The organism is Leptospira bouyouniensis (genome assembly GCF_004769525.1).
Classification (GTDB): domain Bacteria; phylum Spirochaetota; class Leptospiria; order Leptospirales; family Leptospiraceae; genus Leptospira_A; species Leptospira_A bouyouniensis.
This window is the reverse complement of the sequence record NZ_RQFT01000017.1, coordinates 126,127-141,490: the sequence shown is the minus strand read 5'-3', so window position 1 is coordinate 141,490 and position 15,364 is coordinate 126,127. Positions and strand designations below refer to the sequence as shown.

Below are 15,364 nucleotides of genomic sequence, written 5' to 3'. Positions count from 1 at the left end.
CTGGCCTTCCATGGTCAGAGCTCTCGCTCGCACCCGTCCGTGGGTGCTTTGCGGCGCCCAGGAGAATTTTAAGAAAGATTAAACGTTGAAGTGGGAAATTGATAAGTGGGTGGATGACGGGATTTCGCCTTACACGGTTCTCCCTTCCGGGTCGAACTCGTTCCAGGCCGTCTTTTGCGAGCCCTCGCACTTCCATGTGCTCGGTCGTTCTCGTTTAACGCCAATTAGGCAAGGTGTCTTGCCAAATTGGCTACTCGAACTCTTTCGCAAAATCGTTCGAATCCCAATTTCTTGGTTATCTATTTAAGTTGTTTGGAATTTTGAATCGCCGAAGGCGATTTTAGTGGGTGGATGACGGGATTCGAACCCGCGACGACCGGTACCACAAACCGGGGCTCTACCGCTGAACTACATCCACCGTTTCTAGAACAATCATCGACCCGAGAGGGATTCGAACCCCCGACCAACTGCTTAGAAGGCAGTTGCTCTATCCAGCTGAGCTACCGGGTCAGATAGAACCAACTGATTCGGGATGACAGGATTTGAACCTGCGACCCTCTGTACCCAAAACAGATGCGCTACCACTGCGCTACATCCCGAGAAAGTCCTTGAAACACCAGTGTTTTTGGCTGAAGGACTGTGTCAACAAAAGGGAGATTTATTTCTTCAGGTTCTTGAGCCTTTCGAGAAGTACTGGGTGGTTTGGGTTCTTTTGTAAAGCCTTACGATATGCCTTCCATGCTTCTTCTGGTTTTCCGTTGGTTTGCAAAAAATACCCAAAGCTATCCAAATACGCTGGATTATTGGGATCTAATTCCAATGCTTTTTTTAAAGAACGAATGGCTTCGGCCCTTTCATCAGCGGTTAACTTTTTTTTGAGAGCGAGGAGATACCCAAGTGAATTCAAACTATTTTTATAATCCGGGTTTGCTTTGAGAATCCTTCGATGGATGGAAATCGCATCCTCCAAACGGTGTGTGTATTCATAAATGTGAGCTAGAAACGAGAGAAGTTTTGCATCATCAATTGCAATTTGTAATCTTTCCTTGATAATCCCTTCGGCCGCTTCCCATTCTTTCAACTCTACAAGTGAGAACACTTTTAAACGGTAAACATTATCTAGTTCAATAAATCCTGGGTATTCACTTAAGATCCGATCCAAAACCTGGATCGTTTTTTTGAAGTTTTTGGTTTGGAAACAGCAAAGGGCAAAATTGTATAAGAGGATAGGATCTTCTGGATTTTGTAACAAAGCCTGGTCAAGAAGATTTAATGCCATGGCATAATTGCCTTTGTTCATATAAGAAAGGTAATCGTTGTCAGAAGCCATAGTTTTATTTAGATTGTAATTCCTTCAGTCGATTTTTTTCTGTTAGGTCCAATTGAATCGGTGTCACAGGGATTTTTCCTTGGTAATACGCTTCAAAGTCGGTTCCCGTTTCTTCATCATGACCGAGTAAACTTCCGTTTAACTGGAATTCGCTGACCCCTTCAATGATTTGTTTTTTTTCATATTTTTCTGAGTAACGACGGCGCCCAAGTCTTGTAAACACAAGTTCGCTGATGGATCCTGTTCCACTGACTTCAGGAGGAACATTTAAGTTCCAAATCTCACCTGACTTAATTTGTGATTTGTATTGTTCTAAAAAAGCTAACACAAGTTCTGCTTCTTTTTCATACCCATCATCTGGATCAATACGACCAGAACTCACTGCAAGTGATGGGATTCCATGTAAGGCACCATGTTTGGCGGCTCCAACCGTTCCCGAATAATGGACATCATACCCCATATTGACACCTCTGTTGATTCCAGAGATTACAAAGTCAATTTTAGGGAATATTTCTGCATACAAACCTATATTCACACAATCAACAGGAAAGCCATCTGCAATGTAATGGTTGTCATTGATGCGTTCCACTCGCATGCCTTGGAAAACAGTGAGAGCCATGGATGTGACAGAACGTTCCTTTAAAGGAGCAATGAGATACGTATTGTACGATTTGCCAAGAACACGTTCCAAAGCTTTGATTCCGGCGGAAGAAATCCCGTCGTCATTTGTGATGAGTAAATTCAATTAAAAACCGCCCGAAACCGATTGCAGGACACTTGTCGCTGTGTACAAGTTCATTAAAAAGGGAAATAAAATCGTAAGACCCAATGCATAAAATGAGAAACGAATGGAATCACGATTCCGTAGTTCATAAATGGATTTCAGTCCACGAGCAATAATAAGGCCATAGAGTACGATGAACGTGAGTAATAAAATAAATCCAGATCCCACTCCCGATAAACCGATGGCATGGAACACAATGCATACGGGAGCAAATACTAAAAAGAGGATGGTAGAATGCCTTGCAAACATCACAAGAAACAAAAGTTTTTGTGATCTCCCTTTTTTTTGAACATAATAGTCAGCAACTAACGAATAAAAAAAAGGGAAAAACCGAAACAAAATCAAATTAGCAATGAATCCAAAAAACAAAAATGACAGAGTAGAGATCGTATAAGGTGCAGATAAGATACTCATTCCAACTGACAGTGATAAGGCGGAAAGAACCGAAAACATCCAACTCGAAATTGGACTTATTGCAAAAGGAATCTCTTTTACCTCTTCCGAATAACGGAGTGGGTCAAGAAACACCAACTCCAATGTATCTACCAAATCAAAGAAAAAATCTCTCATAACATCAATTTCCCAAGTGCAGTTGGCAAAATCACAAGGACTTGTGCTTGTAATAGAGAACGAATTTTTGCCGTTTGGGAACCTTCCCCTAAAAACTTCACTCCTAGGGAACGGATCATCCTTTCAAATGGAGAATACTCTTGTTCAAAGAGTGGAATTTCTCCTTCGTATTGGCAAAGTTCAGAAAGTTTTTTATGGGCTTCCCTTCTTCCACCGATGTCATCCACAAGTTTGTTACGGAATGCATCTTCACCTGAATAAATTTTTCCTTCGGCCAATTCTTCTATGGATTTTACAGTTTTGTTCCTTCCTTTGGCTACATCTTCAACAAATTTGCGATAGGTGTCTTGGAGTTGTTTACCAATCATATCGTCTTCTTCGTTTGTGGAATCACGAAAAGGTGAATACATATCTTTGTACTTGCCTGCTTTGTAAGTGCGAACCCCTACTCCATAACGATCGAGGAGTCCTTTTACATTCGGTGCAAAGGAAATGACACCAATGGATCCAGTGATGGTTCCATTTTCTGCAAAGATGTAATCAGATGCAGCGGCAATGTAATACCCACCGGATGCGGCGACGTCTTTCATACTTACCACGATTTTTTTGGTTTTGCGTAAATGGAGTAGTTCGTTGAAAATCTCTTGGGAAGCAGCCACAGTGCCACCAGGCGAATTGATCTCAAGTAAGATCCCTTTAATATTACCATCTTCTTCCAATTCACGTAATTGGCGTAAGACGGTGTCAGCCCCAGTGGAATCAAAGGTAGATTCCCCCGAATGGATTTCCCCGACAATGGGTATCACAACAGCTCCAATTTCACTGGCTTGGAAAAGACTACCACCAGTTCCATTTGAGAAACGGGCAAGGCTCGATCCAGATACCAAGATGGCAATTCCAAGAATTGTGGCAATAATGGAGAACAAAAAGGAGAGAAAGAGAAGAAATTGGTTTCTTTCCATAAACTCCCACTAGCAAAACCTTGCAAAAACCCGAGTCAACTTTAATAATTCTTTACTTTTTTTTAGAAAAAGTTTATTTTCATTGTACGGGTTAGCCGAAAATTAGACAGGTAGTCACAGGATTTATGTCCAGGCACCGCCGAGACATAAGGCCATTACCAAGGAAGGTAGGACATGGATGTTCGTCTCAATCGTCTCCTCAACTCAGCCGAAAAATTAATCCAGGACAAAAAGGATACTAAGGATGTCACTGGGAAAACAGGTACTCAAGTACAAAAAGCAGATGAAAAATCTGATTTTGTTGTGAGCCTTCCTGTTCAATACCACAATATCCAATCTCGGCTCACAGAATTACAGAAACAACTTTCCAAAGAACAATCTCGGATTGGTCTCTTGGAAGATACAACTCAAGAAGAAAACAAACTCAAAGAACTTTTGTTTGAAGGAGAGCCACTCTTTCCTGAGTTAGGTGAAGGAAACATTTCCAAACCAGAAATTTTAGAAACAAGCAAAGCTACCATTTCCAGCCTTCTTGCGGAACTGAAGAAAAAAGAAGTGGAAGGAGAAAATATTTTTTCTCTTGGCATGATGCTTAGCCCGGAAGAATTTAAGGGTAAAATTGGATCGGTCTCAACTGCTTCGATGAAACCTATTTCTGAAACAATGGTCAAACGTCTCCTTGGCAGTTAATTGGAATTAAAACGTAGCCTCAATACTTTTGATTCCATTTCTGTTCTCTTTTCCTCCATGGTGGGGTCTGGGATCTTTTTCACATCTGGTTATTTAATCAAAGAAACCGGTAACCTCTGGATCGTCCTCTTTTGTTGGATCATCGGTGGTTTTCTTGCTCTATCTGGTTCCATCACCTATGCGTATGCAGCTCGTCTCCTACCATTTGCTGGAGGAGATTATGTTTATCTCAAAGTTGCTTACTCTCCTGCAATTGCATTTATGAGTGGTTGGTCTTCCCTACTCACCAATTTTTCAGCCTGTGTTTCGGTACTTGCCTTAGCCTTTGGAAAATATGTCCAAATTTTATTTCCCGAACTGCCATACTTTGAAACACCCACATACACATTCCTTGGCCTCGATTTACAAGTGAGCTCGACAACTCTCATTGGAATTTTACCCATCCTATTTTTTAGTGTTTTGAATTATTTTGGAATCAAGTCAGCTGTGCGTGTCCAAAATGTTTTTGCTGTCTTAAAAATCACTGGATTACTTTTATTTTTGGCGCTTGGTTTTTCAATTGGTTCCACCCACTGGGCCTATTTATTCGAATCTCCTTTTCCAAATGTATTGGAATTGTCGTTTTATTCGAAAGTCCTCATTGGCATTGTACCAGTTTCTTTTTCTTACCTAGGTTGGAATATGATCACCTACATTGCCGAAGAAGTAAAACAACCGGAAAAAACAATTGTTCGGTCGGCGATCACTGCTTGTTTTCTTGTCGCTGGGCTTTATTTTGCAATCAATTTGTTATTTGTGATTTCAGCTCCCATCGGCGAATTGGCAGGCCAAGATGGAATTGGTGCGATCGCCTTTCAAAAGTTATTTGGTTCTAATTATTCCATATTAACCACAAGTTTTATTGCTTGGGTGATATTGGGATCAATGTCTGCCATCCTGATCGGTGGAAGTCGGGTGTATTTTGCGATGGCAAGAGATGGAGTGTTTTTACCAAGTTTTTCCAAAGTCCATCCCAAATGGCATAGCCCCTATGTTTCTATTTTTTTTCAGGCATTTGTTGCGATTCTCTTTTTGTTTGTGAAAGAAATCGAAGCATTACTTTATATGATCACATGTTCCATTCTCATATTATCATGTTTAACAGCAGCAACTCCCTTTCGATTTGAAAAGATGGGAATGAAATCAGATTATAAAATCCCACTTTATCCATTACCAATATTTTTATACATCTTTGCCAATATTGCTGTTATGGTGATTTTATTTGTAGAAAAACCAATCACTGCATCTTGGGGACTTATGATCACCTTCATTGCTTTACCAGTCTATTATCTCTTTCGATTGGATAAAAAGATGGTTTCTAAGCAATTGCCATAAAGGTTTTGCCAATGATTGGCATCACATCATCTTTTGCAAGTACCCAAACTACATCCCCACCTTTCACTTGTGTGTTGCCTGAAGGAATTAAAAATTGTTCACCACGAGCAATCAGTAAGATATGAGATTGTTCTGGAAGTTTGATTTCAAACAAAGCTTTATCTACAACACTGGAGTTGTAGGGAACAATTAACTCTTGTAAGGTCATGCCTGGAAATTCGATGTTATCAAAGTCTGTTGGGCGGTATATCTTTCTGTCAGGATCTTTCTTTAAAATTCCTAACCATTGCGCCACCCTTGGGATGAGAGAACCTTGGATGAGAAGGGATACTAACACAACAAAAAACACAATATGAAAGAGTAAATCTCCCCAAACAAGTCCCTGGGCAATCGGAAAAGTGGCAAGAATGATGGGAGATGCGCCCCTTAGACCCACCCAAGAAATAAACAATTTTTCTTTGACTGGTAAATTGACTTTGAATAACGAAATGAAAACAGCAAGTGGCCTTGCAAACAATATCAGTAAAACCCCGATGAGAAGTCCTGGTACCCAAATATTTGCCATTCTAGTTGGATACACAAGGAGACCAAAACAAAGGAACATCCCAATTTGTAAAATCCAAACATATCCATTTAAAAAACGAAAGATTGATTTTTTGTGAATGAATTTATTCCTACCAACGATGATCCCTGCGATGTAAACTGCCAAAAATCCATTCCCTTGGAAAACAGTTGTGACTGCATAAATGAAAGGCACTGATGCTGTAATGAAAACTAAATAAAGACCATCATACCCGAGTTTGACGGAGTTCATTAAATACAGGATTAGAATTCCCATACTGTATCCCATCATCATCCCCACAAGGACTTGCATCACAAAAAAACGAAAGAATTGGAACCCACTAAAACTTACGTCAGCAGTGATAAGGTTCATAAAGATTGTTGTGAGGAGAACACCCACTGCATCATTGGATCCCGATTCAAATTCTATGATTTTTTTTAAGTGAACAGGTAGGTCTGAAGAACCAGTTTTAAAGATATTAAAAACGGAAGCAGCATCTGTGGCACTTACGATGGAACCGAGCAAAAACGATTCCATAAACCCAAGAACAGGGAACAAAAGATGGATAAGGACTCCTAAAATGAGTGCTGTGAGTACAGTTCCAATAATTGAAAGGCGAATCCCTACTGATAAAAAATTTTTTAAACTATCCCATTCACTTTCGAGGCCACCCAAAAACAAAATATAAATTAAGGCAAAAATTCCAATGGACTGGGCTAAACTGTAATCACTAAAATCAATCCCTCCAGGACCATCTGCACCAGCTAACATTCCAAAGGTTAAAAAAATAAGTAGGATAGGAAATCCAAAACGGAAAAAAAGTTTACTCGATAAAATAGAAAAAATGATAAGTGTTGAGATAACGAGTGCTTGTAAGGTAAAACTATCAATCATGTTTAGTCCTTAGACGAATCCAAACCTGTTAATGTTTGGAAGAAAGGATTTCAAGTGCTTTTGCTTTTAGGATCGGATGAACTCTAAAGTCATCTGGATTCAGCGGTGATTGAGGCGTTTGATCACCATTAATTTGCCCTTCGTTTGATTGATTAGCAGAATTTGGACTCTTCCATTTATCGCGTCCTAACCAAACAGAAAGTGCGTAGACCATACGTTGGTAAATTTCATCGACTTTGTCTTGACGTCCTGCTTTTTTGTAATAACCAAAGGCAAGCATTGGTAGTTTACGATCGTACATAAAATGGTCACCCAAACGAATGAGTCCATCTTTGTAGTCAGTCTTTAGAAAGAGTTCACGAGCTTTGCGGATATCACCAGCATTAAAAGCGGTGTTCCCTTCGCGTATGAGCTGTACTCTTTCTTTGGAGTCCATGTTTAGAGTATCGAACGATTTTCCGAAATTGACAACTGAAAATTGTCTAAAAGAATGAATTTACTAGGAGAGAAATCTATGTTGGAAGTAGGAAAAAAAGCCCCCAATTTTACAAGTGTCAATCAAAACGGCGAAAAAGTAAAACTTGCCGATTTAACAGGAAAAAATGGAATCGTGGTGTATTTTTACCCAAGGGACATGACTCCGGGTTGCACAACTGAAGCATGTGACTTTCGAGACAACTTTGCTCGTCTTAAAAAATTTGGCTACAATGTAGTAGGTATTTCCAAAGACAATCCTAAGTCTCATACCAAGTTCATCGAAAAACAAGAACTCAATTTTGATCTTATCTCTGATGAAACTGGTGAAATTTGTGAAGCTTACGGCGTGTGGCGAGAGAAAGTATTTATGGGTCGTAAAGGAATGGGAATTGTTCGATCAACTTTCCTACTTGATAGTTCTCTCAAAATTAAAAAAATCTATGACAGCGTGAAGGTAAAAGGACACGTTGAAGAAATCATCAAAGACATTCAGGAAATCCAAGGGAAATGAAAATCGAAATCTCTCCACTCCAAATCCAAATCGGTAATGCAAAATCTGGTAACTTTTATAAACTCATTCCTATTTTCCAAGAAGATGTAAAAGAAGAACTCGGAAAAAAATTCCCCATTCAAATTGAAACCAAAGTATTTTCTGGGGATCTTGGAAAAGAGTTCCGAGATGAATCAGAACATACCATTTATCTAGGTTTAGGTGAAAAAGATAAACTAAGTTTCAGGAAACTGATTTCCCATTTTTTTAAGTATGGAGAAAAAATCCTAAACTATGATGGAATGGGTTTAGAAATCCATATTCCTAAAGCTCTTTCAAAAAAGTTTTCTGCAGACAGAATTGCTTACCAAATCGCCAATACTTTGTTTATTGGTAGTTACCCTGTTTCTGTTTTACAAACAAAGAAAAAAGATAAAGAAAAAAAGAAAGTTGGTTCAGTTTACTTAAAATTTGAGGACAAATCAGTTATCTCACTTGCAGAAGCTGGACTATTCAAAAGTAAGGTGGTCGCAAAACACGTCAATGGTGCTCGTCATATTGCCCATCTTCCTGCCAACTATTTCACTCCCAATGACTTTGTTGCAAGAGCAAAAGAAATTGCAAAAGAATACAAACTCACTGTAAAAGTTTGGGATGAAGCGCAATTGAAAAAAGAAGGACTTGGTGGAATCCTTGCCGTCTCACGAGGTTCAGAACTCGAAGGTAAGATGGTGATTTTGGAATACAAACCGACAAAAGCCAAAAAGAAATTTGCAATTGTAGGAAAGGGTCTCACTTTCGATACTGGTGGGATTTCTTTAAAACCACCGGGCGAAATGCATGAGATGAAATATGATATGTGTGGGGCCGCTGCCACCATACATGCGATTGGTGCCATTGCAGCTCTTGAAATTCCGATCCATATCATTGCAGCCATTGGTGTTGCAGAAAACATGCCCGATGGAAAAGCAATCAAACCTGGTGATGTGTATACTGCTTATAATGGAACTACTGTCGAAGTGCAAAACACAGATGCTGAAGGTAGACTTGTGTTAGGTGATGTATTATCCTATGTTTCCAAAAACTACAAACCAGATTATATGGTAGATTTAGCAACTCTCACAGGTGCTGTGATCATTGCCCTTGGACATGAAGCTGCTGCGATTCTCACCAACTCTGATCCATTACGAGAAGCTCTTTTTAAGGCATCAGAAGCTTCAGATGATCGTGTTTGGGAACTTCCCCTTTGGGATGAATATGGTGAAGACCTCAAATCAGACATTGCTGATCTCAAAAACATCACTGGTGGCGGAAAGGGTGCAGGTACAATTTCTGCGGGAATTTTTCTTTCCAAGTTTGTAGATGAGTCTATCAACTGGGCTCATATCGATATCGCAGGTGCGGCTTGGAGAAAGAAAAAATCAGGAACCCAATTCCATGGACCAACAGGATATGGTGTGCGATTGTTAGTTGATCTTGCAAAGGAACTTGCTGGGAAATAAGATATAAACAAATCATCCTAGTAACGATTGGATAGAGTTTCAAATCATTTGAGACTCTATCCACAGTATGACCAATATGAAAATACAAGAAATGTTTTGTTTTTCTTTAAATCTTTTATCAAATCTACATTTGCTTTTTTATTTTTTCCCAGATACCATCTCATTCACTTTATACATAAGTAAAATCGTACAAACAATCGCTGTCGCAACCACATAACCTAATACTTCATAACGTTCCAAATACCCACTTGGAGTTTGGATCACAATGAGACCAGCAACAGAAGCTGCAATCCCACCTGAGATTTGTTGGATGGACGAACTGATCGCCATAAAGGCACCACGATCATGAAGTTCAGGAACAGCAGAATTGATGGCATTAGCAGAAATCATACGAGCCGCAATGAAAACAAATAACAGCGAATTGAAGACAAGAACTATCGGAAGGGGGGTCACTTTCAGACGAGTAAAGTATAAAATTATCACAGCCGCAATTGTGGAAGCAATCAAAAACATATTGTATTTTCCAATTGAATCACTCAATCTGCCCATGATAGGACCACCTAACATAGAAACAATCCCTGTCACCATATAGATAAAAGGTAAATCTTCTAATTTCATTCCCAAATTATGAACTGAAAATGCAGATCCAAATGGCATGAGCATAAAACCACCTGTTGCCATCAGTGTAGTTGCAATGAAGGCAGGAAGGTATCTTGGCATAGTCAAAGTGGTCACTAAATGGTGGAAAGCATGTGTGTCGGTTTTTTGATCTAAATGGGAAGTCACAGGTTTTAAAAACAGTAAAATAAAAACCCCAACGACAGCACTCACACCAGCAATCATCAGAAATGGAGATTGCCAACCCCAAAGATTCGAAATATAAATTCCAATCGGAAGACCAAACACTTGGCTTGCAGCAAATGCAGTCATGATAAAACCCATCACTCTTCCTCGAACTTGTAAAGGGAAAAGGTCTGCCACAATGGCAAACGAAATCGAAGACAAAACTCCCGCAAACATACCAGTCAATATTCGCACAAACAGTAAAAATTCATAATGAACGGCAATGCCACATAAAAAGGTAGCGATGACAAAACCTATATAAAAGAAAAGAAGTAAACGTTTGCGATCAAACCGATCGGCAAATCCTGCCGCTAGTAACCCGGATATCCCAGCGCTAAAAGCATAGGCAGATACTACATATCCAAATTTTTCCGTCGGGATTTGCAGTTCGCTCATTACAAGAACACCTAACGGTGATAAAATCATGAAGTCCAATACAACGGTAAATTGTAGAAATGCAAGAAGTCCTACAACAAAAACATGATAAGGGGTAAATTTAAAATCCATGAAACTTCCTTTTTTGCAATTTATTAAATCCAAACCAACAAACGGTCAATACATACAACAAGTGTTAAAAATTTTTTCTACTTCAATTCAATTTATACCAATCCTTATCAATGAAGGCTAAAATTATATTAAAATACTCTCTTTTAACTTTAAATAGTGCTGATTTTCAGGGGCAATCATTCCCAATCGACTTAAAATCTTTTTTGCCCTTTCCAAATTACCAACTAACCGATAACATTCGACTAGATTGATTAGGTTTCGTATGTGTTTTGGGTCTCTCGCACGTAATCTTTCTCCAATCTCAATTGCTTTTCTTAAGTTTTTTGACTTTCGATAAGCGTAACTAAGTTGTAATAAAATTTCATTGTCCGTAACAAAAAAAGGAAATATTGATTCCAAAGCTTCTACCGCTACATCATATTTTTTGAGCAGTAATGAAATTCGTGATTTTTCTCGGATCAGATTGATCCTCACATCATCATTTAAGGATTCACTTGAAAGTAAAGACTCAATGGTTTGGTATGCTTCCTCGCCATTCCCAAGTTCCAGTAATGATTTTACTTTTGCATATAAATAATCATCAGATGTTAAATTTGTTAATGTGTCTTTTGAAACGTGTCTGAAAGATCCAAGCCATTCTAACCGTAATAAAGTTAGATCATCTGAAAAAGATCCAACATCCATTAAATTTTCTACGAGAAGCTTCAAATCACCTTTTGACTTTTCAACAACTTCTAAAAACTTAGTTTCATCTTCATTGATTAGGCGATTCCCATCTCCACTTTCTTCTAAAACTAAATCATCTCTTCCATCGGAACCGATGAATAAAATATCACCTTTTTCTAAAGGAAAAATTCGAACACGGACATCACCATCCATCCCCTTTGTACCAATTTTACGTAGTTCTAATTCATCTTCAATGAAAGAAGCCACATCGTCACGATACAACACTGTCCAAGGATGTTCAGCATTTAGATAATACAATACTCCTGTATCTTCCTCTACGAGCCCAATTACAACTGAGACTAACATCGAACCATCAAATGATTCAAATATTGTTTGTAGTTCATAAAAACATTCTTTGATCCAACGTTCAGGAGATTTTGTTTGGTTCTCCAAAATCATCTGTGTACGTTTGATAAATGATAAAAACACGACACCAAGTACAAGTGCTCCACCTGCTCCTTGGATGGACTTACCCATCGCATCACCATTTACAAATACTAAATATGTTTTTCCATTAAGAGTGATTGAATCACTAATGATGATATCTCCACCGATTTCTCTTTTTTTCCCACGAAACTCAAATTCTTTTTTTTGTTTCACGTAAGATTGGAGTAAAACTTGAGTAGATTCTACTTTTGTTTGGCTCAAGGGATCGAGAAGGAGCGAAGTTAAAAAATAATCACCATCTTGTTGTACTTTTAATTCTTGGACTTTGGTCAAGGTATTCTGTAATTCGTTTGTTCTTTCTTCTACTTTTCTTTCAAGACTCAAATTGAGTTCTTCCACTTGCCTATGGACACGTAAAAAACGATTTGCAAGAACAACCGCAATCCCTAATACAAAAAATAAAAAGCCAAACCTTAATAAGTTTAAATTTTGTATTGGTAACATACCTGAGGCACCTAAAATATCCCAAGTACCTGTCCCTAACAAAAACAATACTCCAATTAACAATCGTTTGGCATCTTTATTTTTTGCTCTAACTGCTGAAATTATTAGATAAAGTATCATTACCCCAAAAACCAATACCGAAATCTGCCAAATCCTTAAGATTAAAACAGAAGTGGCACGATTGACAAAAATTTGAGAGATAGCCAAAAACAAAATGAAAGTTAAATATACTTTAGATAAAATATTGATCTTACCACGAACAAAAACGTCAGTGAACAACAACAACCAAACTGGCGTTAAAAATACCACGAAATATTCGATTTTTGTTTGAGTTAAGGGATCCAATCCTAACGAATAAACACCTTGAGAGCGAAAGATCATATAAACTGCTAAAAATATAGAAAATAACGCATAGTATAAATTATACTTTTCCTGTTTCCGTTTCCAATAAAACAAACCATGATAGATCCCTACAAAAAAATATAAAAACAATAACATGTAGGTTTCGTATTCATTTTCGATTTCCAAATGTTCTGAAGCAACGTTTAGATTGGCCGAATAATCATTGAATATTTTATAAACGTTTAATTCTTCTCCATCTTCTGCAGCTAGGAGAATGCGAATTTGATTCTGTCCTAGATTCAAAAGATTTCTTTTGATCCTAACTAAAATATGGCGGCGATACCCACTTTTTTCAATGGTATCCTCTTTGATTTTTCCATTGGAAGTAACAAGATTACCATTGATATAAATTTCATAATAATTTGAGATATATGGTATATGAAGGCTGTAGGCATCATCTTCCACCTTTTGGAAGTCAGCTGGTGACAACAAAAATGATTTTGCCATTGTTACTTTTCGAAGTTTGCCAGACTCCCAGTCAAATTCAGTTAGTATAGTAGCGAGTGGTAAAGATTCCAATGTTTTCCAATTTTTGAAATCAGGGTTCTGTGAAATTTCAAAACCTTTGGTAACATTCCAATTCTTAGTTAAATCAATTGGTAATGCAAAAATAGTCTCAGTTAGAGAGATTAAAAAACAAAAAGAATAAAGAAATTTTATCATATTGGATGTAAGTGAAATTCTAAATTCGTACCAAATGTATCTTCAAACAAATCCTTTTTTTCAGACACAGACCAAATTTCCAAATTAGGATCTTCACTCTTTTTATAATACAACCGGCAGTTTACCTTACCTTTTTCCATCACTGCATCCAATCGCTCCATGATGGATTTTTCAGAACGATCCAAACCATCACCAATCCGAAGAAATGAAGCTAATTTCCTGACAAGGAGTTGGTCTTCTGGTCTGAGTGCCTTAAACTCCTCATGTTTTCCTTTAGGTCCACCCTTTCTATGATAACGAGCAAGAAGTGCAATAATTTCAATTTCAGCATTGGAGAAACCAACCATCGCTTCTGAGTTACGAATGATATAATAACTATGTTTGTGATAATTGTGGTGAGAAATACAAAGACCCACTTGGTGGAGATTACAAGCGGTTTCCAAATAATCTCTTTCTAAATTCCCAAGTCCATGTAAATTAGTTAGATCATCAAACAATTGCAAGGTGAGTTTCGTAACTGTTTCTGCATGTTTTTTCCCTTGCGGATAAAGATTCGCAACTGTTTTAATCGCCTTGTCCCGAATGTTATCGAGTCTTGGCAATGATGTGTCTGTATGCCTATACCAAGATTCGATGGTATCGTATACAATCCCTTCTCGAAGTGCAAAATCACTTACAGTAAAGGAAGGTGCTTTGATCCTTTGCAAAACTTCATCCAAAACTAAAATACCACCAACGATAATATCCCCTCGTTTGGCATCTAAACCTGGGATTTTTAATCGTTTTTTGATACTTTCAGCATCTAACACTTGTTTGCGTATTTCTTTAAAGGAATCGATAGGAATCTCTGTTCCATTCAAACGTTCCCGTTTTTCTCCTTTTTTTTCAAGGACCATAGAAGTCACCGAGGTAATTGTCCCTGAACTTCCGACCACCATAAAAGGTTTTAATGTCTCAATCTGAGGTAAAAATGCAGATAATACGGATTCAATGTGGATCCTACATTTTTGCAAGTCGGTAGCAGAGATTGGATCTTTTTTTAAGTATTTTTCAGTTAATCTTATGGCACCTAACTTCATACTGGTGGAAAAAAGAATATCTCCTTTTTCGCCAATAAGTAGTTCTGTACTCCCGCCACCGATATCAATTAGAAGGATTCGTTTATCAAAAACAGGTAACCCTTGTAAAATTCCCAAGTAAATAAGCCGAGCTTCTTCGTTTCCAGAAATGACTTGGATTTGGATACCAGTTTCCTTCTCTGCACGATCAAGAAAGACCTGGCGATTTTCTGCTTCTCTTAGGGCACTTGTGGCAACAGCTCGGATTTCGGCTTTGTAACTGTCAGCGAGTGTTTTAAACCGCTTCAAACAAGCGAGGCCTCTGTCCATGGCATCATCAGTGATGACCGCATAATCACTGCTACCGCTCCCTAAACGAACAGATTCCTTTTCTTTCGTTAAGTATTCAAGTGTACCGTCCGGTCTTAGTTTTACGACGACAATGTGGAAGGAATTGGTGCCCAAATCAATGGCAGCAAGGATCTTTTCCGTGCGAAATGCCTGGTTTGGTTTACGTAAGATTTGTGAGAAAGGAAGCATTTTGTATCTAACTAGCCTATCGAAAATTTTTACGGTTGAAAGCAAAAACCAGCCGAAAATTATGGGGAACGGGTAGAATTGTAAAGTTTTGGTGTAAAC

General features: G+C 38.3%; 14 protein-coding genes and 3 tRNA genes. 5 read left to right on the top strand and 12 right to left on the bottom strand.

The window, feature by feature from the left end; translation table 11 throughout:
- Positions 1 to 346: 346 nt before the first annotated feature.
- The 7 genes from EHQ43_RS19260 to sppA all read right to left on the bottom strand — a co-directional run bounded on the left by EHQ43_RS19260 (position 347) and on the right by sppA (position 3,646).
- Positions 347 to 418, bottom strand: a tRNA-His gene (locus tag EHQ43_RS19260).
- An 18-nt stretch (positions 419 to 436) separates the two neighbouring features.
- Positions 437 to 510, bottom strand: a tRNA-Arg gene (locus EHQ43_RS19255).
- A gap of 17 nt (positions 511 to 527) precedes the next feature.
- Positions 528 to 599: transfer RNA gene (locus EHQ43_RS19250), tRNA-Pro, on the bottom strand.
- Between the two features lie 59 nt (positions 600 to 658).
- Positions 659 to 1,330, bottom strand: a complete 672-nt coding sequence (locus EHQ43_RS19245) for a tetratricopeptide repeat protein (RefSeq protein WP_015676494.1) — start codon at positions 1,328 to 1,330, stop codon at positions 659 to 661.
- 4 nt (positions 1,331 to 1,334) lie between these two features.
- Entirely contained in the window at positions 1,335 to 2,075 is a 741-nt protein-coding gene (gene surE, locus EHQ43_RS19240; RefSeq protein WP_135740913.1) for a 5'/3'-nucleotidase SurE, read from the bottom strand.
- On the bottom strand, positions 2,076 to 2,684 hold the full coding sequence (locus EHQ43_RS19235; protein ID WP_135740912.1) for a hypothetical protein: 609 nt from the start codon (positions 2,682 to 2,684) through the stop codon (positions 2,076 to 2,078). It lies immediately after the preceding gene.
- A complete protein-coding gene (gene sppA / locus EHQ43_RS19230; protein WP_135740911.1) occupies positions 2,681 to 3,646 on the bottom strand; it encodes a signal peptide peptidase SppA in 966 nt (321 codons plus the stop codon). The genes EHQ43_RS19235 and sppA overlap by 4 nt, the downstream gene beginning before the upstream one ends.
- A 174-nt stretch (positions 3,647 to 3,820) precedes the next feature.
- Here sppA and EHQ43_RS19225 point away from each other — a divergent pair, with 174 nt between their 5' ends.
- Positions 3,821 to 4,336, top strand: coding sequence for an LIC10415 family protein (locus EHQ43_RS19225; protein ID WP_135740910.1), 516 nt, complete (start codon positions 3,821 to 3,823; stop codon positions 4,334 to 4,336).
- Positions 4,337 to 5,710: an APC family permease gene (locus tag EHQ43_RS19220; RefSeq protein ID WP_135740909.1), complete on the top strand. Its 1,374-nt coding sequence runs from the start codon at positions 4,337 to 4,339 to the stop codon at positions 5,708 to 5,710.
- Here the strand turns inward: EHQ43_RS19220 and EHQ43_RS19215 are convergent.
- Together EHQ43_RS19215 and EHQ43_RS19210 are read right to left on the bottom strand one after the other, a co-directional pair.
- Complete coding sequence (locus EHQ43_RS19215; RefSeq protein ID WP_135772065.1) at positions 5,694 to 7,166, bottom strand: potassium/proton antiporter; 1,473 nt, start codon at positions 7,164 to 7,166, stop codon at positions 5,694 to 5,696. The two genes, EHQ43_RS19220 and EHQ43_RS19215, sit on opposite strands and share 17 nt — an antisense overlap.
- Positions 7,167 to 7,194: 28 nt before the next feature.
- On the bottom strand, positions 7,195 to 7,602 hold the full coding sequence (locus tag EHQ43_RS19210; RefSeq protein WP_135740907.1) for a hypothetical protein: 408 nt from the start codon (positions 7,600 to 7,602) through the stop codon (positions 7,195 to 7,197).
- Between the two features lie 78 nt (positions 7,603 to 7,680).
- On the opposite strand from EHQ43_RS19210, the gene bcp reads away from it, so the two are divergent.
- On the top strand, positions 7,681 to 8,154 hold the full coding sequence (gene bcp, locus EHQ43_RS19205; RefSeq protein WP_135742388.1) for a thioredoxin-dependent thiol peroxidase: 474 nt from the start codon (positions 7,681 to 7,683) through the stop codon (positions 8,152 to 8,154).
- Complete coding sequence (locus EHQ43_RS19200; RefSeq protein ID WP_135753863.1) at positions 8,151 to 9,635, top strand: leucyl aminopeptidase; 1,485 nt, start codon at positions 8,151 to 8,153, stop codon at positions 9,633 to 9,635. The genes bcp and EHQ43_RS19200 overlap by 4 nt, the downstream gene beginning before the upstream one ends.
- A gap of 138 nt (positions 9,636 to 9,773) precedes the next feature.
- On the opposite strand, the gene EHQ43_RS19195 is transcribed toward EHQ43_RS19200, so the two are convergent.
- Entirely contained in the window at positions 9,774 to 10,985 is a 1,212-nt protein-coding gene (locus EHQ43_RS19195) for an MFS transporter (RefSeq protein ID WP_135740905.1), read from the bottom strand.
- Between EHQ43_RS19195 and EHQ43_RS19845 the strand changes: the two genes are divergently transcribed.
- The gene (locus EHQ43_RS19845; protein ID WP_279631091.1) at positions 10,984 to 11,106 is read left to right on the top strand and encodes a hypothetical protein; all 123 of its coding nucleotides are present in this window, start codon (positions 10,984 to 10,986) and stop codon (positions 11,104 to 11,106) included. The two genes, EHQ43_RS19195 and EHQ43_RS19845, sit on opposite strands and share 2 nt — an antisense overlap.
- Before the next feature lie 2 nt (positions 11,107 to 11,108).
- Here EHQ43_RS19845 and EHQ43_RS19190 read toward each other — a convergent pair whose 3' ends face one another.
- Together EHQ43_RS19190 and EHQ43_RS19185 are read right to left on the bottom strand one after the other, a co-directional pair.
- Positions 11,109 to 13,667 carry a SpoIIE family protein phosphatase gene (locus tag EHQ43_RS19190; RefSeq protein ID WP_135772064.1) on the bottom strand — a complete coding sequence of 853 codons (2,559 nt, stop codon included), beginning with the start codon at positions 13,665 to 13,667 and terminating at the stop codon, positions 11,109 to 11,111.
- Entirely contained in the window at positions 13,664 to 15,265 is a 1,602-nt protein-coding gene (locus tag EHQ43_RS19185) for a Ppx/GppA phosphatase family protein (protein ID WP_135740903.1), read from the bottom strand. Before EHQ43_RS19185 ends, EHQ43_RS19190 begins: the two co-directional genes overlap by 4 nt.
- Positions 15,266 to 15,364 lie beyond the last annotated feature (99 nt).